Origin of the sequence: Arthrobacter sp. MW3 TE3886 (assembly GCF_041262145.1) — a bacterium.
Lineage (GTDB): Bacteria > Actinomycetota > Actinomycetes > Actinomycetales > Micrococcaceae > Arthrobacter.
Genome location: NZ_JBGCAN010000001.1, coordinates 3,909,476 through 3,930,975 on the forward strand (window position 1 = coordinate 3,909,476; position 21,500 = coordinate 3,930,975).

The 21,500-nt window shown below is 68.8% G+C and carries 18 protein-coding genes; 7 read left to right on the plus strand and 11 right to left on the minus strand.

The genetic code is table 11. The annotated features are described in order from the left end of the window. Positions 1-182: 182 nt before the first annotated feature. Positions 183-2,321: a DEAD/DEAH box helicase gene (locus ABH915_RS17785; protein ID WP_018773603.1), complete on the minus strand. Its 2,139-nt coding sequence runs from the start codon at positions 2,319-2,321 to the stop codon at positions 183-185. Positions 2,322-2,707: 386 nt separating this feature from the next. Then, the gene (locus tag ABH915_RS17790; RefSeq protein WP_018773602.1) at positions 2,708-3,361 is read right to left on the minus strand and encodes an MOSC domain-containing protein; all 654 of its coding nucleotides are present in this window, start codon (positions 3,359-3,361) and stop codon (positions 2,708-2,710) included. 187 nt (positions 3,362-3,548) lie between these two features. Here ABH915_RS17790 and ABH915_RS17795 point away from each other — a divergent pair, with 187 nt between their 5' ends. The 5 genes from ABH915_RS17795 (at position 3,549) to ABH915_RS17815 (ending at position 8,811) form a co-directional block, all read left to right on the plus strand. After that, positions 3,549-4,142: a Tat pathway signal protein gene (locus ABH915_RS17795; RefSeq protein ID WP_370123798.1), complete on the plus strand. Its 594-nt coding sequence runs from the start codon at positions 3,549-3,551 to the stop codon at positions 4,140-4,142. 2 nt (positions 4,143-4,144) lie between these two features. Continuing rightward, the gene (locus tag ABH915_RS17800; RefSeq protein WP_370123801.1) at positions 4,145-5,356 is read left to right on the plus strand and encodes a glutathionylspermidine synthase family protein; all 1,212 of its coding nucleotides are present in this window, start codon (positions 4,145-4,147) and stop codon (positions 5,354-5,356) included. Continuing rightward, positions 5,353-6,885, plus strand: a complete 1,533-nt coding sequence (locus tag ABH915_RS17805) for an APC family permease (RefSeq protein ID WP_370123804.1) — start codon at positions 5,353-5,355, stop codon at positions 6,883-6,885. Before ABH915_RS17800 ends, ABH915_RS17805 begins: the two co-directional genes overlap by 4 nt. 9 nt (positions 6,886-6,894) lie before the next feature. Further along, entirely contained in the window at positions 6,895-8,103 is a 1,209-nt protein-coding gene (locus ABH915_RS17810; protein ID WP_370123807.1) for an acyl-CoA dehydrogenase family protein, read from the plus strand. A 225-nt stretch (positions 8,104-8,328) separates the two neighbouring features. Beyond that, positions 8,329-8,811 carry a hypothetical protein gene (locus tag ABH915_RS17815; RefSeq protein WP_370123810.1) on the plus strand — a complete coding sequence of 161 codons (483 nt, stop codon included), beginning with the start codon at positions 8,329-8,331 and terminating at the stop codon, positions 8,809-8,811. Positions 8,812-8,890: 79 nt separating this feature from the next. Here ABH915_RS17815 and ABH915_RS17820 read toward each other — a convergent pair whose 3' ends face one another. The 6 genes from ABH915_RS17820 to ABH915_RS17845 form a co-directional block, all read right to left on the minus strand. Then, positions 8,891-9,652 carry an SDR family oxidoreductase gene (locus tag ABH915_RS17820; protein WP_370123813.1) on the minus strand — a complete coding sequence of 254 codons (762 nt, stop codon included), beginning with the start codon at positions 9,650-9,652 and terminating at the stop codon, positions 8,891-8,893. 69 nt (positions 9,653-9,721) lie between these two features. Further along, the gene (locus ABH915_RS17825) at positions 9,722-10,840 is read right to left on the minus strand and encodes a glycosyltransferase 87 family protein (protein WP_370123815.1); all 1,119 of its coding nucleotides are present in this window, start codon (positions 10,838-10,840) and stop codon (positions 9,722-9,724) included. Positions 10,841-11,189: 349 nt separating this feature from the next. Beyond that, positions 11,190-12,551 (minus strand): MFS transporter, encoded by a 1,362-nt coding sequence (locus ABH915_RS17830; RefSeq protein ID WP_370123818.1) that lies wholly within the window; start codon positions 12,549-12,551, stop codon positions 11,190-11,192. Next, positions 12,548-13,069 carry a helix-turn-helix domain-containing protein gene (locus ABH915_RS17835; protein WP_026266463.1) on the minus strand — a complete coding sequence of 174 codons (522 nt, stop codon included), beginning with the start codon at positions 13,067-13,069 and terminating at the stop codon, positions 12,548-12,550. Before ABH915_RS17835 ends, ABH915_RS17830 begins: the two co-directional genes overlap by 4 nt. Positions 13,070-13,164: 95 nt before the next feature. After that, a complete protein-coding gene (locus tag ABH915_RS17840) occupies positions 13,165-14,373 on the minus strand; it encodes a cystathionine gamma-synthase (RefSeq protein WP_370123821.1) in 1,209 nt (402 codons plus the stop codon). A gap of 17 nt (positions 14,374-14,390) precedes the next feature. Further along, positions 14,391-15,776, minus strand: coding sequence for a cystathionine beta-synthase (locus ABH915_RS17845; protein ID WP_370123824.1), 1,386 nt, complete (start codon positions 15,774-15,776; stop codon positions 14,391-14,393). Between the two features lie 70 nt (positions 15,777-15,846). Between ABH915_RS17845 and ABH915_RS17850 the strand changes: the two genes are divergently transcribed. Beyond that, the gene (locus tag ABH915_RS17850) at positions 15,847-17,040 is read left to right on the plus strand and encodes an SLC13 family permease (RefSeq protein ID WP_370123827.1); all 1,194 of its coding nucleotides are present in this window, start codon (positions 15,847-15,849) and stop codon (positions 17,038-17,040) included. Between the two features lie 45 nt (positions 17,041-17,085). On the opposite strand, the gene ABH915_RS17855 is transcribed toward ABH915_RS17850, so the two are convergent. Continuing rightward, positions 17,086-17,514, minus strand: coding sequence for a VOC family protein (locus ABH915_RS17855; RefSeq protein ID WP_026537519.1), 429 nt, complete (start codon positions 17,512-17,514; stop codon positions 17,086-17,088). Between the two features lie 164 nt (positions 17,515-17,678). Between ABH915_RS17855 and ABH915_RS17860 the strand changes: the two genes are divergently transcribed. Beyond that, positions 17,679-18,659 (plus strand): DNA-3-methyladenine glycosylase, encoded by a 981-nt coding sequence (locus ABH915_RS17860; RefSeq protein ID WP_370123830.1) that lies wholly within the window; start codon positions 17,679-17,681, stop codon positions 18,657-18,659. Between the two features lie 68 nt (positions 18,660-18,727). On the opposite strand, the gene ABH915_RS17865 is transcribed toward ABH915_RS17860, so the two are convergent. Beyond that, positions 18,728-19,648 (minus strand): hypothetical protein, encoded by a 921-nt coding sequence (locus tag ABH915_RS17865; protein ID WP_370123833.1) that lies wholly within the window; start codon positions 19,646-19,648, stop codon positions 18,728-18,730. A 132-nt stretch (positions 19,649-19,780) separates the two neighbouring features. After that, positions 19,781-21,469 carry an AMP-binding protein gene (locus ABH915_RS17870; protein ID WP_370123836.1) on the minus strand — a complete coding sequence of 563 codons (1,689 nt, stop codon included), beginning with the start codon at positions 21,467-21,469 and terminating at the stop codon, positions 19,781-19,783. Between the last annotated feature and the right edge of the window lie 31 nt (positions 21,470-21,500).

Consider the following 21,500-nt stretch of genomic DNA (forward strand, 5'->3'; position numbering starts at 1 on the left):
AACGACGTCGGACCGGCCGGAAACAGCGGAAATCCGGGCTCCCAGGGCGGTCCGGGGAGCCCGGATCGGCTCCCGGGACCGGCCGGCCGCCGCGGCTGTGACGAAGCGAACACGGGGGCGGGAGGATTAAACAAGAACGGGCCGGCTCAGGGAGCCGGCCCGTTCTCAATTGGTGCTAGTGGTTACCACTTGTTGCGGGGCTTGAAGCCGCCCTCGGTGCGGGGCTTGCGGGTGTCCGCGCCGAAGGTGCGCTGCTCGGAACGCTCGCTGAAGGAGCGGCCGCCACGGTCAGCGGAGGACCGCTCGCCGTCGCCCTTGCGGAATTCGCGCTTGAAGCCGCCGTTACCCTTGAAGTTGCCGCTGCCGCCGGAGTAGCCGCCACGGTCTCCGCCGCGGTCGCCGCCACGGTTGCCCTGGTAGGAGCCGCGGTCCCCGGCCGGCTTGCGGCCGTTGTCGAGCTCGAGGTGGATCAGCTCGCCGCCGATCCGGGTGCGGGACAGTGCCTTGAGCTGATCGGCGCTCAGGTCCGCCGGGAGCTCCACGAGGGAGTGGTCCGAGCGGATGTCGATGCCGCCGATCTGGGCCGAGGAGATGCCGCCTTCGTTGGCAATGGCGCCAACGATGGAACCCGGCATGACGCGCTGGCGGCGTCCGACGGCGATCCGGTAAGTGGCGTTGCCCTCGGTCAGGGTGCGGGTCGGGCCGCGTGAGCCGAAGCCGTCCTTGGAGCGCTCGCGCTTCTGGAACTCGGGCGCTGCCGGCAGTTCCTTGACCAGCAGCGGCTGTCCGCCCTGGGCCATGACGGCCAGTGCGGCGGCGATCTCCGAGGCCGGCACGTTGTGCTCTTCCTCGTAGGAGGAGATCAGGTCGCGGAACGCTGCAACGTCCTCGGACGCGAGGGTCTCCGTGATGCGCTCGGCGAACTTGCCCAGGCGCAGCGTGTTGACGGTCTCGGCCGTGGGCAGGTGCATCTGCTCCACCGGCTGGCGGGTTGCCTTCTCGATGGAACGCAGCAGGTACTTCTCGCGCGGCGTCATGAACAGGATCGCGTCGCCGGAACGGCCCGCGCGGCCGGTGCGGCCGATGCGGTGGACGTAGGACTCGGTGTCGTGCGGGATGTCGTAGTTGACCACGTGGCTGACACGCTCGACGTCCAGGCCGCGGGCGGCGACGTCGGTGGCGACCAGGATGTCGATCTTGCCGTCACGCAGGGCCTCGACCGTGCGCTCACGCTGCTGCTGCGGGATGTCGCCGTTGATGGCGGCAGCCTGGAAGCCGCGCGAGCGCAGCTTGTCAGCGAGGTCCTCGGTGGCCATCTTGGTGCGCACGAAGGCGATGACGCCCTCGAACTCTTCGACCTCGAGGATGCGGGTCAGCGCATCGAGCTTGTGCGGGCCCATGACCTGCAGGTAGCGCTGGCGGGTGTTGGCGCCCGTGGTGGTCTTGGACTTGACCTGCACCTCGGCCGGGTTGTTCAGGTACTGCTTGGAGAGCCGGCGGATCTGGCTCGGCATCGTGGCGGAGAACAGCGCAACCTGGCGGCCCGCGGGGGTCTGCTGGAAGATCTGCTCAACGTCTTCGGCGAAGCCCATGCGGAGCATCTCGTCGGCCTCATCCAGCACGAGGTACTGGAGTTCGGACAGGTCCAGGGAACCCTTGGCGATGTGGTCGATGACGCGGCCGGGGGTACCGACAACAACCTGGGCGCCGCGGCGCAGGCCGGCGAGCTGGGGGCCGTAGGCGGAGCCGCCGTACACCGGGAGGACGGTGAAGTCGTCGATGTGCTTGGCGTAGGAGGTGAAAGCCTCGGCAACCTGGAGCGCGAGCTCGCGGGTGGGAGCCAGCACCAGGGCCTGGGTCTTGCGGGACGGGCCGTTGAGGTCGTGGAGCTCGGCCAGGCGGGACAGTGCCGGTACTGCGAATGCTGCAGTCTTACCGGTGCCCGTCTGGGCCAGGCCCACGACGTCGCGGCCTTCGAGCAGCAGCGGGATGGTTGCTGCCTGGATCGGGGACGGCTTCTCGTAGCCGACGTCCTGCAGGGCGGCGAGGACACGGCCGTCGATGCCGAGGTCTACGAACTTGACGCCTTCTTCCTCGGCGTCCTCGTCCTTTGCCGGGGCGGAGGTGGCCTCGGTCTTGGTTTCAGCCTGCGGGGCAGCTTCGGCAGTCTCGGCGGCCGGTGCTACAAAGTTCGCAGGAGCCTCGGTGAATTCCGGGGCGGAGCCGGCTGCGGGGGCAGCCGTTTCAGAAGTCTCGACGTCGCCCTGGCTAGTCGCGGTGGCGAGTTCGGTGTCGACGGAGTTGTTCTGATTTTCGGGCATAGGTGAAATTTCCTCATCCATAGGGGCCAAGCGGCACAACCCGAGGTGAGCGGAGCCGCAGTACGCGTGACACGAGTGCCGGGCGTACGGTTGACCGGCGGGTCACAGAAGTCCGGCGCTTTCGCAATCCCATGGCAGGACTTCCCGCTGCATCTCTTGGCTGCTATCCCAGCAGTCTGTACAGCGTTTTCTTTTGCCGGCTCTCCCTATGAAAATGCCCGCATCACATTTGCGGGCCCCAACACTTGCCAGTCCTGCCTCAAGAATTGGGCAGGAATAAGGGATTTCCGGAGTGGGGGATATTTCAAGTGTAGGGCATCGAACAGAACAGTGGTAATTGAGAGGCCGACGGCGGCTGGTGAGCTTGCGCACACCGGCTCCCACGCCTAGACCCCGAGACGGCGCTGCAGCTGCTCAAACCTCTGGTGGTACTCGGGCTGCAGGCGGATCTGGCCGTCGGCGTCGGCGTCGCGCAGTGCCTCCATGTCCTCCAGGGTGGGATCGGTGAACCACTTGGCGATCGTCACGCCGTGGGCGGGGACAAAGAGCCGGTGGATGTGGTCTCCGGCTTCGATGCTGCCGGTCCGGACCACCCGGAGGTAGGTGCCCACCCGGCCCGCCTCGGTGAACCGCTGGACCCAGTGGGGCTCGCCCATCCGCCGCTGGAAGGTAGCGCAGGGAATGCGCGGGGAGGTGACTTCCACCTCGACGTCCAGTCCGATCTTCCAGCGTTCACCGATTACGGCATTGGAGGCGTTGAGGCCCGTGATCCGCAGATTTTCGCCGAAGATGCCCGCCGGCATATCCCGCCCGAGCTCGCCGGCCCAGTAGTCGGCGTCGTCCTGCGAATACGCGTAGAGTGCCTGGTCCTCGCCGCCGTGGTGGATCCTGCTGGCCTGGACATCGCCGCGCAGGCCAAGTTTGTGGACTTTCACCGGTCCATCAACCGGGCGCTTGTCGATCGCGGTGACCCCGACGCTGCCGGGATCATCGAGCAGCTGGTGAACCCTGCAGACAGCAAGCACGGATGCGGTTTCCATGGCACCAGTGTAGGCCTGCGGCGCGCCCGCGGCCCGGGGCCCAGCGCCGGTACGCTTCCCCCCCGCCCGCTGCAGACACGGCTGGCCCTTTCCATCGCCCCGGATCCGGAGGCCGGTTAGGCTGGCGTCGGGAAAAGCACGCAAGCCATCCGCGGGATATCCTGCGGCCAGACGTGAGGGGACACATTTGGGCCGAAACGACGAGCACCCGGACGCGCCGCGGCCGGACCGGAAGCAGCCTCCGTGGCAGATTCCACAGCCAGAGCTCCGGCCCGAGCTGCAGAACCAGTCCGGCCAGCCCGCGCCGGGACTTCCGGCAGACGCCACTGCCCCCGCCGTCATTGACCCCTTCGCCCTGGAACGCGAGCGCGGCCTGGCGGGCGCGGCCGCGCGGAAGAAGCGCTCGCAGCGCCGTACCGTCGTCGTCGGGCTGGGCGTCACGGCACTCCTGGCCGGCACGATCGCCGCCATGGTGGCCAGCAACGAGGACGAGGCCGACTACGCGCAGGTGTGCTTCAACGACGACACCGGCGAGCGGGTCGATGATGCCCAGTGCAACAACAGCAGCACGGACGGCCGCAGCTCCGGCATCTACGCCTGGTACTTCTACTCCCGCGGCGCCAGCGTGCCCGGGTTGGGCCAGAACCGGTCGGGCTACCCCAGCTACAGCAGGACCGTTCCCACCGGGGCCAAGGCATCCACGGGGTACAGCCCCACGGGCGGCACGGTCAGCAGGGGCGGCTTCGGCGGCAGCGCCAAGGGCGGAAGCACAGGAGGCTAGGGATGAAACGACTGGGATCCGCGCCGCGGCCGGACTGGAAAGAGCGGATTGAAGCACAGGGCCTGCTTTTCTCCACCACGGCCCTGCCCGACGGCACGAACGTCGAGTACTGGCACGAAAGCGCCTACTACGAATTCACCATGGACGAAGTGGAGACCCTCGAACAGGCCGCGGAGGACATGCACCGCATGTGCCTCGAGGCCGCGAAGTTCCTCGCCACCGGCGCCATGGGCAACATCGGGATCGGGCCGCAGGCACTGGAACTGGCGGCCGCATCGCTGCAGGCCGGCGATGTGGACGTCTACGGCCGCTTCGACTTCGTCTACGACGGCCGGGGCGGCCCGGCCAAGTTGCTGGAGTACAACGCGGACACCCCTACAGGACTCATTGAGGCTGCCGTCGCCCAGTGGTTCTGGCTGCAGGACGTCTTTCCCGATAAGGACCAGTGGAACGGCATCCATGAAGCCCTCATCCGGCAGTGGAAGAGGCTGCAGTACCGCACCGGCATGAGCACGCTCCACGTCGCCCACTCCGAGGCGGAAGAATCCGGCGAGGACTGGATGACGGCGGCCTACATGCGGGACGTCGCGAGCCAGGCCGGCTGGACCACCATCGGGATCAATATGTCCGACATCGGCTGGGATCCGAACCTTAACCGTTTCGTGGACCTGGACAACTTCATGATCAGCACCATGTTCAAGCTCTACCCCTGGGAACTGATGATGAAGGAGCCGTTCGGGCAGCGGCTGCTCCAGCGCGCCCACAATCCGCGCTGGGTGGAGCCGGTCTGGAAGATGCTTCTGTCCAACAAGGCCCTGCTCGCGGCGCTCTGGCACCTCTACCCGGACCACCCCAACCTGCTTCCGGCCTATCTTGACGGCCCCGGGCCGCTCAAGGAGTGGGTGGCCAAGCCGCTGCACGGCCGCGAAGGGGACAACATCAGGATCCACGCCGCCGGCATCGACCTCGAACAGCCCGGCGGCTATGGCCGGGAAGGCTGGTGTTACCAGCAGTTCCACGCTCTTCCCGATTTCGACGGCAACCGCCCGGTGCTCGGCCTCTGGGTGGTCGACGGCGAATCGGTCGGCTGCGGCATCCGCGAATCGGACGGGCCCATCACCGACTACTTCTGCCGCTTCGTGCCCAACACGATTGACGCGCCCGCCCCGCCCTCGAACCAGGCCCACTCCAGCAAGGCAGGTATTGCCCTATGAGCACCGGAACCACGACGACGGCCGGCGGTCCCGCGGGTCAGGCGGCAGTTCCCGCCAAGGGACTGCGCGCCGGGATCCTGGATCTCGGAGACTCCGTCATGTTGGGGCTGGCCTCCACCGCGCCGGTCTATTCGCTCGCGGCGACCTTGGGACTGATCGTGGCTGTGAGCGGCAACTACACTCCGTTGATCCTGCTGCTGGGCTTCGTGCCCGTGCTCTTCATCGCCTTCGCCTTCCGTGAGCTCAACAGCGCCATGCCGGACTGCGGGACCACCTTCATCTGGGCCCGCCGGGCGTTCGGTCCCTGGGCCGGCTGGCTGGGCGGGTGGGGCGTGGCCCTGGCCGGCGTCGTGGTCCTGGCCAATCTCGCCCAGGTCGCCGGGCAGTACCTGTGGCTGCTGATCGGCGACGGTTCGCTGGCCGGGAACAGCCTCGTGGTCACCGCCACCGGCGTGCTGTTCATCGTGTTCATGACCCTTGTGAACTACCGCGGCATCCGCCTCGGGGAACATGTCCAGCGGGTTCTGACCTACGTGCAGTACCTCTCGCTGGGCATCTTCGCGATGGCAATCATCTTCCGGATCGCGGGCGGGGTGCCCGGCGGGGCCACCGGCCAAGCTTTCGACCTTGAGTGGTTCAACCCCGCCGGTGCGTTCGCCGATCCCGGCGCGGTGGTGCACGGTGCCCTGCTGGCCCTGTTCATCTACTGGGGCTGGGACACCTGCCTGGCGGTGAACGAGGAGACCGAGAACCCTGCCACCACGCCCGGCCGCGGCGCCGTCATTTCGGCGCTCGTCCTCGTGGCGATCTACGTCTCTGTGGCCCTCCTGGTGATGATGTATGCCACGGTGGGCACGGAAGGAATAGGGCTGGGCAACGAGACCAACCAGGACGATGTCTTCCTCGCCATGAAGGACGTGGTGCTGGGCCCCTGGGGCTGGCTGATCGTCGTCGCCGTCCTGGCGTCGGTGCTGTCCTCAACCCAGACCACCATCCTTCCCACGGCCCGCGGCACCTTGTCGATGGGGGTGCACGGAGCCTTGCCGCGCAGGTTCGGCGAGGTCCACCCGCGCCACCAGACGCCGGGGTATTCCACCCAGGTTATGGGTGCAGGGGCCGTCGCCTATTACGTCCTGATGAGCGTCCTGAGCGAGAACCTGCTCGCCGACTCCATCAGTTCGATCAGCCTGTTCATCGCGTTCTACTACGCCCTGACCGGTTTCGCCTGCGTCTGGTACTTCCGCGCGACCCTGCGCGGCTCGGCCCGGAACTTCTGGTTCCGCGGCGTCATGCCCCTGCTCGGCGCTCTTATGCTGACTGCGGCATTCTTCGTCTCGGCGGTGCAGATGTGGGATCCGGACTACGGTGACACGCAGATCTTCGGCGTCGGCGGGGCCTTCATCAGTGGCGTGCTGCTCCTGGGGCTGGGCGTGGCGCTGGCCGCCGTCTGCCGTTTCGCGCCGTCCACGCGGGGCTACTTTCTCCAGCACCAGCCCGCCGCCGGCACGCCACTGCAGGTGCGGCCGTAGGATGCTGGCATGAGCAACGAAGCTGGCATAAGCAATGAGGCCAACCTTTCCGACGTCTCCGATGTCCTGGCCATCGATTCCCTGCTGAGCGCCGAGGAGCGCACCGTGCGCGAGCGCGTCCGCGATTTCACGAACCAGCGGATCCGGCCGGGTATCGCCGGCTGGTACGAGGACGCAGTGTTCCCCCTCGAGCTCGCCCCGGAACTTGGCGAGCTCGGCGTGCTCGGCATGCACCTGGAGGGGTACGGCTGCCCCGGCCGCTCCGCCGTCGAATATGGCCTCGCGGCAATGGAACTCGAGGCCGGCGATTCCGGCGTCCGCACGTTCGTCTCCGTGCAGGGCTCCCTCGCCATGACGGCCATCCACAAGTGGGGTTCCGAGGACCAAAAGCAGGAGTGGCTCCCCCGGATGGCCGCCGGCGAGCTGATCGGCGCGTTTGCCCTGACCGAACCCACGGCCGGCTCGGACCCTGCCTCGATGAAGACCTTTGCCCGCCGCGACGGCTCCGGCGATGACGCCGGCTGGATCCTGGACGGCGCCAAACGCTGGATCGGGCTCGCCTCCGTGGCGGGCGTGCTGGTGGTGTGGGCCATGACCGACGACGGCGTGCGCGGCTTCCTCGTCCCTGCCGGCACCGCGGGCGTCACCGCGACGCCGATCGGTCAGAAGCTCTCGATGCGCGCCTCCATCCAGTGCGACATCACGTTCGACGCCGTCCGGCTGGGCCCGGAGGCGCTGCTGCCGGCGGCGCGCGGGCTGCGCGGCCCGTTCTCCTGCCTCAATGAGGCCCGGTACGGGATCGCGTGGGGTGCGATGGGTGCCGCCCGGGATTCCTACGAGGCTGCCCTGGCCTACTCCCAGGAGCGGCTGCAGTTCGGCAAGCCGCTGGCCGGGTACCAGCTGACGCAGGAGAAACTCGTGAACATGGTCCTGGAGATCCAGAAGGGCACGCTCCTGGCCCTGCACCTGGGCCGGCTCAAGGACGCCGGCAGGCTGCGTCCGGAGCAGATCTCGCTCGGCAAGCTGAACAACGTGCGGGAAGCGCTCGCCATTGCCCGGGAAGCGCGCACCATTCTGGGCGGCAACGGCATCACGCTGGACCATTCACCGCTGCGGCACGCCGCCAACCTGGAATCCGTCCGCACCTACGAAGGCACCGACGAGGTCCACACCCTGATCCTGGGCCAGCACATCACGGGTCTCCCCGCCTTCCGCTAAGCCCGGGGGCGTGCCACGGCAGTGTTTCCCGGTTCGACCGGGCGCGCGATACGGATGAGGCCAGGGAAACAAGTGGTGGCAGCCGGGTTTTCGGGTAGCCAGCACTCGTGTTCCCCCTCGGGCGCATTCGTACAGTGGCATTCGTACAGTGGTGCCATCGCCACCGGACCGGAGGCAGCCAAATGCCCGGCGGGTCGGGCAGGCTGCCAAGTAAAGGGGGACAGCATGAGTCTCAACGCAAAGCCAGCCGCGTGGACGCTTCGGCTCCTCCCGGCACGTCACACCACGGCCAGCTCAGACGTGAACGACCGGGACATTTCCGCCGCTGGCCAGGGACCCCGCCGGTACCGCGCCCGCATCAGCGCGGCACTCGTCCTGGACCGCAACCGACTTCAGGAGAGCACAGGGACGCTCCAGTCCTGGAGGTTCCACGACTTCGTCAGCACATTCCAGCTCATGCTTCCCCACCGGGTCGAAAAGATCCACCAGGCCTTGGCCGCCGGGGACTGGGAGGACGCGCGCCTCGCCGCCCAAAGCCTGTCCTGGTCCGCAGCCAAGGCCGGTGCGTGCCGGCTCGAACTCATCGCCGACCTCATTGATGCCGACCTCCGGTCCGGACGCAACGCCCGGGCACGGGAGACGGCCTGCCTCCTCCAGGGCGCCGCCAGGGAACTGGCAACAGCCCTCGCCCGGCTGAGCGCCGGCTGACCCGATCCGGCCACCACGGGACGCTGCCCCACCACCACACACGCTCCATGAATCAGAGCGTCACCGCGGTCCCAGCGGCTCAGGCGGAGAAGCCGCCGTCGGCTTTGACCAGCTGCCCGGACATCCAGCGGCCCTCGGGCGAGAGCAGGAACGCGACGGTGCCGGCAACGTCCGCCGGTGTGCCCAGCCGGCCGCCGGGGTGCCGCCGGGCCAGTTCGTCACGGAGCGGCTCATCCATCCAGCCGGTATCCACCGGTCCCGGGTTCAGGACGTTGGCGCTGATCCCCAAGGGGCCGAGCTCCCGGGCGGCGGCAATCACGATCCGGTCCAGGGCGCCCTTTGATGCCCCGTAGGGCAGGCTGAAGGCGGTGTGGTCGCTGGTCAGCGCCACGATGGCCCCGCCGTCGGGACCGGCCTGCCGGGCGAATGCGGCAATCAACTGCCAGCTGGCCCGGGTGTTGACCGCAAAGTGCCGCTCGAAGCTCTCCAGGGATGTGTCCAGGATGGACGAGTCCACGGATTCGGCGTGGCTGAGCACCAGTCCCTGCAGGGTTCCGGCCTCCGCCGCGGCGGCGGACATCAGCCGGTCCACGGCGCCCGGGTCCTGGAAATCCGCCGGCAGAGCCACGACGGCGGCGCCGGTCGCCTGCAGCTCGGCGGTGAGGCGTTCGACGTCGTCCGACTGGACTCCCCACGGCATCCTGGCGTCGTAGTCCTGCCAGTACGTCAGCACGAGGTCCCAGCCGTCCGCAGCGAGGCGGCGCGCGATGCCGGCGCCGATTCCCGCGAGGCGGCCGACCCCGGTGACAAGGGCCGTCTTACGTGCGTCAGGGGAGCTCATGCCGAACAGCCTAGCGGCGGCGGCCGGCGCCTACTAAGAGCGCGGCTTACTGCCTACTAAGCGCGGCGCCTACGAGGAGACTGAGGAAGCGGGAACGGCGGCCCGGACGTCGCGTTCAGCAACCGGTTCGGCGGCAAGGTCGGGCCCCGGGCCCAGCGGGTCCCGCCGGAGGGCCACAAGCCAGCACACCAGCAGGGCCAGGGCGCAGAAGACGCCGGCGCTGGAGGCCATGATCCACACCCCGGGCGTCTGGATGTCGAGGTTTTCGGCGCCGAGGGCCGTGCCGATGGTCTTGGGCGAGAACAGGAACACGAGGATCGACAGGCCCAGCACGCCTCCCATGGTCCAGCGCATCCCGACGTACCGGCGCGGAGCTTCCCGCAGGGTCCAGGCGAAAGCCGGAAAGACCGCCGCGACCCACACCCAGTGGTGGGACCACGAGACCGGGCTGATCAGCAGCATGGTGAGCGCAGTCGCCGATACGGCCACGACGCGGGCGCCCTGATCGCTGGCGGCCTTGATCACCGCGGCACCCACGGCCACAACCGCCAGGCTCAGCAGCAGCCATGGCCCGGTGACGTGCGCTTCCGGGACCCCGAAGTGCAGCAGGGCGCCCTTAATGGACAGGTTGTCCACATAGCCCGCTCCGCCCATCCGGGAGGTGTCCGGCAGCATCTGGAGCCAGAACTGCAGGGATTCGGCGGGCCGGAGCAGCCAGCCGGCCACCACGGTGGCGGCGAAGCCGGCGGCCATATTGCCCAGCCCGCGCCAGTCCTTGCGGACCAGGTAGTAGAGCCCGAACACCAGAGGTGTCAGCTTGATGCCGGCCGCGACGCCCACCAGGAAGCCGCCGCCCGGGAAACCGCGGGCCCAGCGCCGGTTGCGGGCCAGCAGGTCCACGGCGATCAGGCCCATCAGGAGGGCGTTGATTTGACCGAACACCAGGGTCTCGCGCCAGGGTCCCAGGTTCAGGACCGCCAGGACCAGGACGGCGGCGGCCCAGCCGTTGCCCGGAGCCCGGAAGGTGTCGCGCCAGGAGGCTTTCCCGTTCCAGTACCGGACCGCACGGACCGCGGCCAGGACCGCAACGCCGGCGCCGGCGGCGTTGAACAGGGTCAGCGCCGCCACCAGGGGGAGCCGGGCCAAAAGGCCGAAGAGGATGGCGGCGAACGGCGGGTAGGTAAACATCAGCGTCGGTCCGCCGGCCCAGTCCACGTTGCCCGCATACAGGGCTGAGGGTGCCGCGCCGGCGTCGTTGAGGATTTTTGCCGCCGTACCAGTAGACGCTGAAGTCCAGGCCGTGCTTGCCCCAGACTCCGAGCGAGATCCAGATGAAGTAGCCCACCGCGGCGATGGCCAGGATGACGGAGAGCCGTAACAGGTGCACGTCGGGTGAGTGCCGCGCCGGGCTGGGGTCTGAAGCGGGCACTGACATGAATTCCCCCATCGGGCTGCTGATGTAGACGCTGGCCGTTTGGTCGGTTCCGTCCAGGGCGGCGCAAACGCGCCCTCGCTGTCGGGTCAGTCTACAGAACAGCTACGCCGGAACCGGGACGGACTCCGGCTTCCGGGCGTCCTTGCGGATGGTGGCGCTAATGACGGCGGCGATGGTGCACATGGCAGCGGCGGCAAACCAGGCGTACGTGTACTGGCCGGTGGCGTCCCGGACCGCCCCGGCCGCCAGGGCCGCGGCGGCCGCGCCGAGCTGGTGGGCCGCGAACACCCAGCCGAACACGACGCTCCCGTCGGCACCGAACACCTGGCGGCAGATCGCGGCGGTCGGCGGGACCGTGGCGACCCAGTCCAGGCCGTAGATGACCACGAACACAATCATGCTGGGCTGGACGGTGGCGCTGAGCAGCAGCGGCAGGACCAGCAGCCCGATCCCGCGGAACTGGTAGTACACGGCGAGCAGGATCCGGGGGTTGAAGCGGTCCGTCAGCCACCCGGAGGCGATGGTGCCGATGATGTCGAAGAGGCCGACGACCGCGAGCAGGCCCGCCGCGGTGGTTTCGGGCATGCCGTGGTCGTGGGCGGAGGGGATGAAGTGGGTGCCGATCAGCCCGTTGGTCGTCGCGCCGCAGATCGCGAAGCCGGCCACCAGGGCCCAGAAGGTACGCACTTTGCTGGCCCGTTTGAGGACCTGCAGGGCACGGACCGCGGCGTTCCGGCGGGGCTCGTGCGCATCCTGCCCCGCGGCCGGTCCCGTCGGTTCGGGCCCGCTGGATTCCTTGGCGGCGTTCGGGTCGGCGGCCGGCGGCGTCGCCCCGTAGGGCAGCACGCCAACCTCGGCCGGGGAGTTCTTCAGGAACATCAGCACCAGCGGCACCACGGCCAGCGCGCCGGCACCGATGAGCAGCGAAGCCTGCCGCCAGCCCGGGTCCTGGGCCAGGGCCGCGATGAAGGGCAGGAACACGAGCTGTCCGGCGGCGCTGCCGGCGGTGAGGATGCCGATGACCAGGCCGCGGCTCTTGGCGAACCAGGTGTTGGCGATGGTCGCGGCGAAGACCAGCGCCATGGACCCGGTGCCGAGCCCGATCAGCAGCCCCCACGTCAGCAGGATCTGCCAGGACTGGGTCACGAGCACGGTCAGCGCGCTGCCGGCGCCGATCAGCACCAGTGCCACGGCCGTGACGGCGCGGATGCCGAAGCGTTCCATGAGCGCTGCCGCAAACGGCGCCGTGAGCCCGAACAGCACCAGGTTGATGCTGACCGCGGCGGAGAGCACGGTGGTGGACCAGCCGAACTCGTTCTGCAGCGGCACCATCAGCACACCCGGGGCTGCCCGGAACCCTGCCGCGCCGACGAGCGCGAGGAAAGCGACGGCGGCAACGATCCACGCCGGGTGGATGCGGCGGCGGACCGGCGCCGGGGTCAGGGTGGTTTCGGGGGCACTCATGCGGCGGTTCCGTTCTGGACAGGGGTCCCGGTGCCGGCCGAGGCCAGCGGCACGGGGTCCGTGGTGCGGGAAAGGCTGTGCCAGCTCGTGTTGGCGGCCGTCAGCGGTTCCCCGCAGGCCGTGCACGTGTCAGCCGAGGAGGTCCTCTCCCCGCAGCCGCTGTGGATGACGAACATGTGGGCCTGCCCGGACGGGGCCGGGAGATGCTTTTCGGCCCAGATCACGACGGCGTTGAGCACCGGCAGGGCGTCTTCGCCCATGGCGGTGAGGACGTATTCCTGGCGGGTGCGGCCCCCGTCGTCGTAGGGCCGCCGGGTGAGCAGCCCGGCGGCGACGAGCCCGGCGAGCCGCTTGGTGAGCACGGAATCGGCCGCCCCCAGCCGGGCCTTCATGGCCTCGAAGCGGCCGTTGCCGAAGAACACCTCGCGCAGGACGAGCACGCTCCAGGGATCGCCCAGGATGTCGAGGCCGCGGGCCATGCTGCAGGTCCGCTGGGACCAGTCCGATCGAAGTGCCATGCGGCCCACCCTAGCTGACTCTCTTAGAGAAAGCTAGGGTGGTCCGGCGGAAGGAGGCGGGCGCCGGGTCAGCTGCGCATCAGCTGCGGGTGCGGCTAGCTGCCGGCGGGCAGGGAGGAGATCGCGGCGTCGAGGTCGGCGATCAGGTCCTCCACGTCCTCGATGCCGCACGAGAGCCGGATCAGGTTGACCGGGACCGCCAGTTCGGTGCCCTTCACCGAGGCGTGGGTCATTTCGGACGGGTAGTTCATGAGCGATTCGATCCCGCCCAGGGACTCGGCCAAGGTGAACACGGAGGTCGACTCGGCCACCTTGCGCGCCGCGGCCTCGCCGCCCTTGAACTGCACGGAGATCATGCCGCCGAACTTCTTCATCTGCTTCCTGGCCAGCTCGTGGCCCGGGTGGGAGGGCAGGCCCGGGTAGAGCACGGCCTCGACCTCGGGGCGCTGCAGCAGCCATTCGGCCACGGCCTGGGCGTTGTCGCTGTGCCGGTCCATGCGCACCCCGAGGGTCTTCAGGCCGCGGGTGGTGAGGAAGGCGTCCATCGGCCCGGACACGGCGCCGACGGCGAACTGGACGAAGCCGATCTTCTCCGCCAGTTCCGGGTCGTTGACCACGATCGCGCCGCCGACGACGTCGGAGTGCCCGCCGATGTACTTCGTGGTGGAATGCACCACCACATCGGCGCCGAGGGCGAGCGGGGTCTGCAGGTACGGGGAGGCAAAGGTGTTGTCCACCACGAGGAGCGCGCCGGCGTCGTGCGCCACCTTCGCGAGCGCCTCGATGTCGGTGATCTTCATCATCGGGTTCGACGGGGTCTCCACCCACACCAGGCGGGTCTTGCCGCCGCCGTCGGCGCCGCCGCCTGCCGCGACGGCGGCTGCGACGGCGTCGAGGTCGGACATGTCCACCGGGGTGTTGCCGATGCCCCACTCCCCCAGGACCCGGCTGATGAGCCGGTACGTGCCCCCGTAGGCGTCGTTGCCGAGCACAATGTGGTCACCGGGGCGGGTGAGGGCGCGGATCATCGAGTCCTCGGCGGCCAGGCCGGAGCCAAAGGAGAACGCGGCGCTCCCGCCTTCCAGGGCCGCCAGCTGCTCCTGCAGCGAGTCACGGGTGGGGTTGGTGCCCCGGCCGTATTCGTAACCGGCCCGCAGCCCGCCGATGCCGTCCTGGGCATAGGTCGAGGAGAAGTGCACGGGGGGCACCACCGCCCCGGTGCGGGGCTCAAACGCCTGGCCGGCGTGGATGGCGCGGGTGTTGAAACCCTGGTTTTTCGAGGACGGGCTTTCAGGCACAGACATGGGACTCCTTGAACTGGTCAGTTGCTGAGGTACGCGAGGAGGTCGTGGCGGGTCAGGATCCCCACCGGAGCGCCGACAAACGTCACCATGAGGGTGTCGGCATCGGAGAGGAGTTCGCGGGCGGTCGAGATCGATTCGAGCGAGCCGATCACGGGGAGCCGGGCCTCCATGTGTTCGGAGATCTTGTCCGAGAGTTTGGCCTCGCCGCGGAAGAGCTTGGCCGTGAGGGTGCGCTCGTCCACGGCGCCCAGCACCTCGCCCATGACGACGGGCGGTTCCTGCGACAGGACGGGGATGTGCGAGACGCCGTATTCGTTCATGATGTTGATGACATCGCGGACGGACTCGTTCGGGTGGATGTGCACGAGGTCCGGGAGTTCACCGGTCTTGGCCTTGAGGATCTCGCCCACCGACGCCTCGTCCCCGCCGGCCAGGAAGCCGTAGGAGCGCATCCACTGATCGTTGAAGATCTTCGCCAGGTAGCCGCGGCCGGAGTCCGGCAGGATGACCACGACGACGGCGTCGGCCGGCAGGTCCTTGGCGACCTCCATGGCGGCCACGACGGCCATGCCCGAGGACCCGCCCACCAGCAGGCCTTCCTCGCGCGCCAGCCGGCGCGTCATGGCGAAGGAGTCAGCATCGCTGACGGCAATGACGTCGTCCGGGACGGACTTGTCATAGTTGGCCGGCCACATGTCCTCCCCGACGCCCTCGACAAAGTACGGGCGGCCCGTGCCGCCGGAGTACACCGAGCCGGCGGGATCCGCGCCGATGATCTTCACGACGCCGCCCTCGGCCCCGGTCCGCGCGGCGGAGACTTCCTTGAGGTACCGGCCGGTGCCGGTGATCGTGCCGCCGGTCCCGGCGCCGATCACGCAGTGCGTGATGCGGCCGTCGGTGTCGTGCCAGATCTCAGGGCCGGTGGTTTCGTAGTGGCTGGCCGGGGCGGCGGGGTTGGAGAACTGGTCCGGCTTGTAGGCCCCCGGGATTTCGGTCACGAGCCGGTCGGAGACGCCATAGTAGCTTTGCGGGCTGTCCGGCGGGACGGCGGTGGGCGTGACCACCACTTCCGCGCCGTAGGCCTGGAGCACGGCCCTCTTGTCCTCGCCGACCTTGTCCGGCACGACGAAGATGCAGCGGTAGCCCTTCTGCTGCGCCACGAGCGCCAAACCGACGCCGGTGTTGCCCGAGGTGGGCTCCACGATCGTGCCGCCGGGCAGGAGCTGGCCCGTTCGTTCGGCCTCCTCGATCATCTTGACCGCAATGCGGTCCTTGATCGAACCGCCGGGGTTCAGGTATTCGAGCTTCACCAGGACCGTGGCTGCGATGCCATCGGTCACGTGGTTGAGTTTGACGAGCGGCGTATGGCCAATGAGGTCCAGGACGGACTGGGCGTACTTCATAGGTACAAAGTTACCGTCTCCGGCGCGGCGGGCACGTCGGCGCGGCCGCGGTCCCGGCAGGTGCGAGGATATGGCGGTGAAGAGGATCGCCCGGCTGAAGAAGTTCAGGAGCTATGCGCTGCCCGCGGGCATGCTGCTGGCCGGGTGCGCGGCGCTGGCGTCCGGGCTGCTGCCGGTCCCCGCCTTCCAGGCCCTGGCAGCACGCACCGTGCCGATACTGGCGTTCGTGGTCGCGATGTCCCTTGTCACCGAGCTGGTGGATGAGGCCGGGCTCTTCCGCGTCGTCACGGAGCGGCTGGCCGCCCTGGGCCGCGGCCGGGTCCTCTTGCTGTGGTTCCTCGCGATCGCCCTCGCCACCGTTTCCACGGTGTTCCTGTCGCTGGATACGACGGCGGTGCTGGTGACTCCCGTCGTCGTGCTGCTGGCCATTCACGCCCGCATTCCGCCGCTGCCGTTCGCGCTGTCCACGGTGTGGCTGGCGAACACAGCCTCGCTGCTGCTGCCGGTCTCCAACCTGACCAACCTGCTCGCGCAGGAGCGGCTCAACCTCAGCCCCGCCGCGTTCGCTTCGCTCGTGTGGGCCCCGGCCCTGGTGGGCATCCTCGTGCCGCTGGTGCTCCTGTGGCTGGCATTCCGGAAGGACCTGCGCGGCAAGTACGGCCCCCAGCCCGTCCATAAGGTCCGGGACCGGGTGCTGCTGTACGCGGCATCGGGGGTCATGGTGGTCCTGCTGCCGGCGCTTGTGTCCGGGGTGCCGGTGCAGATCCCGGCGCTCGCGGCGGCTGCGGCCCTGCTCCTGCTTTTCCTCTGGCGGCGGCGCTCCGTCCTGCGCTGGTCCATGATTCCGTGGCGTCCGCTGATGCTCACGTCCGGGCTGTTCATGGTGGTGGAGACCCTGCACGCCAACGGGCTCACCCAGTTCCTGACCGGGATTGCCGGCACGGGCCAGAGCCTGCCGGCGCTCCTGCAGCTCGCCGGCCTGGGCACCGGGGCAGCCAACGCGGTCAACAACCTCCCCGCCTATCTGGCCCTGGAACCCGTGGGCGGCTCCCCGGCCCGGCTGGCGGCCCTGCTGATCGGCGTGAACCTTGGCCCGCTGGTGACCCCGTGGGCGTCCCTGGCCACGCTGCTGTGGCACGAACGGCTCCGCTCCCTGAACGTCGAGATCCGCTGGGGAGGCTTCGCCCTGGCCGGTGTGGCCGCCGTCGTCCTCACCGTCCCCTTGGCGGTCGTGGCGCTGTGGCTCACCACCGGGATGCAGTGAGGTGGACGTACCGAGGCCCGGCTGCCCGGCGTGCCCGCGGCCGCATCAGGCGCCGATGTCGTTCCCGGCGTTCGCTGCCCCGGCGCCGCCCTCACGCGGGGCACTCTGCCAGAGACCGACCACATTGCCTTCGGTGTCCCGGAAGTAGGCGGCCCAGCCCATGGTGCCAATCGCCTCCCGCGGCAAGACGGTGCTGCCGCCCAGGGACTTGATCTTCTCCAACGCCGCGTCAATGTCATCGACGTCCACCGTGACCACGGGGGATGTGAGGTCGCCTTCGCGGCGGAACATGCCGCCGTTGATGGAGCCCGGTACGGAGGGCATGCCGCTGGCATCCGTCGGCGTCGTCTTGATCATGGCGTAGCTCATCTCCGGCACCTGGCTTAGCTCCCAGCCGAACGCCGAACTGTAGAACTCCCGAGCGCGGCCCTCGTCGTCTGCGGGGATTTCGAAATGCACCACTCCACCAGCCATCACACTCTCCTAAGAACAAGGATTCGGGGCCAAGAGGCGGGCGCGGACACACCACGCCACAGCCGGATTTTAGCCCCGGCAGCGCCGGAGGTTAAGGGCCCTACGGCCCGGGCGTCCTTGCCGCGGATGCCGCCGCTGTCAGCGGGCCGTGGGAACATATTCGAATGAGCCTTGCAGACGCCCCCGCAGGCCTTGCCTCCGCGGCGGACGCCTCATTGCGGTGGCACCCGGGCGGCCCGTTCGACTTGATGCAAACCATCGGCACGCTGCTGCGCGGCCACGGCGACCCGTCCATCCGCACCGCCCCGGACGGGATCTGGTTCGCGTTCACGACGCCGCACGGTCCGGCCACCCTGCGCCTGGCAACGGCCGGGACGCGGGCGGACCCTGCCGTGGACGCGCAGGCCTGGGGGCCCGGAGCGGGGGACGCCGTCGATTCCGTCCCGCGCATGCTCGGGAACGAGGACGACTGGTCCGGCTTCGACGAGCCCGCATTCCACGCCACCCTCCCGCGCATGGTGGTTGAAGCCCGACGCCGGAACCTCGCGATCCGACTGCCTGCAACCGGGCGGATGATCGACTCACTGGTGCCGACCATCCTCGAGCAGAAGGTCACCGTCATCGAGGCCCGCCGCGGGTACCGCTACCTGATGTACCGCTTCGGGACGGCGGCTCCGGGTGCCGGCACCGTCGCGCCCGCCAATCTCCTGGTCCAGCCGACGGCAGCGCAGTGGCTGGACATCCCGTCCTGGGAATGGCACAAGGCCGGCGTGGGCCCGCAGCGTTCGGGCACCGTCATGCGGGCGCTGCGTTCCGCCGTCGCGCTGGAACGGCTCGCCGCCCTTCCCGCCGCGGAGGCGGCGGCCAAGCTGCAGACCCTGCCCGGAATCGGGGTGTGGACGGCGGCGGAGGTGGTGCAGCGCACGCACGGCTGCCCGGACTCGATTTCGGTGGGCGACTACCACCTTGCGGCCTACGTCGGCGCCGCCCTGACCGGCCGCAGGACGGACGACGCCGGCATGCTCAGGCTGCTGGCCCCCTGGGCGGGGCACCGGCAGCGGGTGGTCAGGATGCTCGGGCTGAGCGGCTTCCGGAAACCGACCTTCGGCCCGCGCATGACCATCCAGGACCACCGCGGCCACTGAAAGCAACGCGGGGTCACTTACGGCCTATCCGCCGCGCTTTCATGGGCGCTAAGTGACTCCGCGTTGTCTCAGACCGGGCGGATTCGCGACCGCTTGATCCTGGCGATCATGGACTCGAAACCCTCTGCGAGGTCATCGGCGTTGGCTTTGAAGTACGCCCAACCCGCGCTGCGGAAGGCCTCGTCGCGACGATTATCCTTCGACTGCTGTTCCCGGGTGAGGTGAGGAGCGCCGTCGTACTGGACGGCGAGCCGGAATCTCCGGTAACCCAAATCTGCAGCCGGCGAGCGCCGGTCATCCGGATCAAGCCGCAGTTGCAGCTCCGGTTCCGGCAGACGCGCCTCCAGCAACGCCAGCCGCAGGAAGGTCTCCGGGAAGGAGTCTGCCCCCACCCGCATCTCCTCCAGGGCCAGCCGGGCCTTCTCGACGCCCTTCATGTTGGGATGCTGGCGGATCAGCAGCCGCAGGCCGTCCTTGTAGGCGTAAGGTTCCGACCTCAGCTCGAGGCTGGGCCGGGGCTGCCGGATGAGCTGGTCGCCCAAGGCAATGAGGTAGTTGAGCGGCAGTACCGCCGCCAGATCCAGCCAGGTCCGGGGTGGTGCGGTGACCGGGATGCCGTCGACCCCGGTCAGCTCGCCGGGGATGCACCGCACGCGGTGGCCCGTGACCCCGGCCCGGCGGACCCTGGGCAGTTCATGGGGCTTGCTGAGGTGGATGGTCGGGCACTCGCCCATCCACGGCGGCAGTCCGAGGCTGGTCAGCACTGCCGCGGTTTCGTGGGAAACCCAGGCGCCAGGGGTGGCGGCGGCGAGGACCCGGGCCCGTTCGGCGATCTCAAGGTGCCGGCCGGCGGGCAGATAGATAAGGCGGCCGCCGTCGGACAAATCCTGGGCCCGCAGACGTTTGGGCCGGACGCCCAGCGCGCGTGACTCATACACGGTGAACGGTGTCTGGACGAGGCTTCCGGGGAGAGGCACGATGCGGACCATGCGCACCATTGTGACCGCGGATCAGCCTCGGCGCTGAGGTTATCCACAGGCCCCCAGGAATCGCCAAAACGCGGGGTCACTTACGGCCCATCCGGAGCCTCCGGATGGGCCGTAAGTGACCCCGCGTTGCTGTTAAGCGTCGGCCTGCAGCCCCAGCCGGGCCGCGGCCTCCTGGCGCATGTCCACCTTGCGGATCTTGCCGGAGACGGTCATCGGGAAGCTCTCCCGGACGTCGACGTAGCGCGGAATCTTGTAGTGCGCCAGCTTGCCGCGGCAGAACTCGGCCAGGCTGGCGGCGTCCATCGGCGCGGCCCCGGGTTTCAAAATGACGCAGGCCATCAGTTCCTCGCCGTACTTGGCATCCGGGACACCGATCACCTGGACGTCCTGGATGTCCGGGTGGGTGTAGAGGAATTCCTCGATTTCGCGCGGATAGACGTTCTCACCGCCGCGGATCACCATGTCCTTGATCCGGCCCTCGATCACGATGTACCCGTCCGCGTCCATCCGGGCGAGGTCCCCGGTGTGCATCCAGGCGTCGGCGTCGATCGCCTCGGCTGTCTTGTCCGGCTGGTTCCAGTACCCGCGCATCACGGCGTAGCCGCGCGTGCAGAGTTCGCCGATCCCGCCGCGCTCCAGCACCTCGCCCGTGACCGGATCCACGACCCGGCTCTCCAGGTTCGGCATGGTCCGGCCCACGGTCTCGGTGCGCTGGGCCATGGTGTCCACGCTCCGGGTCATCGTGGACACCGGCGAGGTCTCCGTCATGCCGTAGCAAATCGCGACGTCTTTCATGTTCATTTCCGTGATGACCCGGTTCATCACCTCGATGGGACACAGCGAGCCGGCCATGACGCCCGTGCGCAGTGTCGAGAGATCGTAGGAGGCGAAGTCCGGCAGGGCGAGCTCGGCGATGAACATGGTGGGCACGCCGTACAGCGAGGTTCCGCCGAAGTCCTGCACAGCCTCCAGCGCCGCGGCCGGCGAGAACGACCGGCCGGGGATGATGGTGGCAGCCCCGTGGCTGAGCGCCGCGAGGTTCCCGATCACCATGCCGAAGCAGTGATAGAAGGGCACCGGGATCACCACGCGGTCGTGTTCCGTGTAGCCCAGCTGCTCGCCGATCGAAAAGCCGTTGTTAAGGATGTTGTGGTGCGTCAGCGTGGCGCCCTTCGGGAACCCCGTGGTGCCGGAGGTGTACTGCAGATTGATGGGATCGTGCGGGTCCAGTTCCGCCATCCGCGCCTTCAGCTCGGAGTGCCCGACGTCGTCGGCCCGCTTGAGCAGCTCGGCATAGGTGCGCTCCGCCTCAGTGCCGGGCTCGCCGGCGGTCAGCCCGTCCAGGCCGGCGTCCGGGAGGAAGACCAGCTCGCGCAGGTCCGGGCACGCCGACAGCGCCTGCCGGGCCATCCCGGTGTAGTCGCTGTTCCTGTCCGACGGCGCGGTGACCAGCATACGCATGCCGTTCTGCGTGACCACGAACTCGAGCTCATGGCTGCGGTAGGCGGGGTTGACGTTGACCAGGATCGCCCCGACCTTCGCGGTGGCGTACTGCAGGATGGTCCATTCGGCGCAGTTGGGGCTCCAGATGCCGATCCGCTCGCCCTTCGTCACGCCCAAGGCGAGGAGCGCACGCGCCAGGCGGTCGACGTCGTCGTTGAGCTTGGTGTAGCTCCACCGCCGGGCCTCTTCGCCGGGCACCGCGGCCGCCTCGATCAGGGCATCGTGGTACGGGAACCGCGCCGCGATCCGTTCGAAGTTCGCGCCAACGGTTTCCTCGAGCAGCGGGACGTCAGTGTCCCCGGCTGTGTAAGCAAGCATGGTGTGACGCTACCAACAGTGCGGAGGCAAA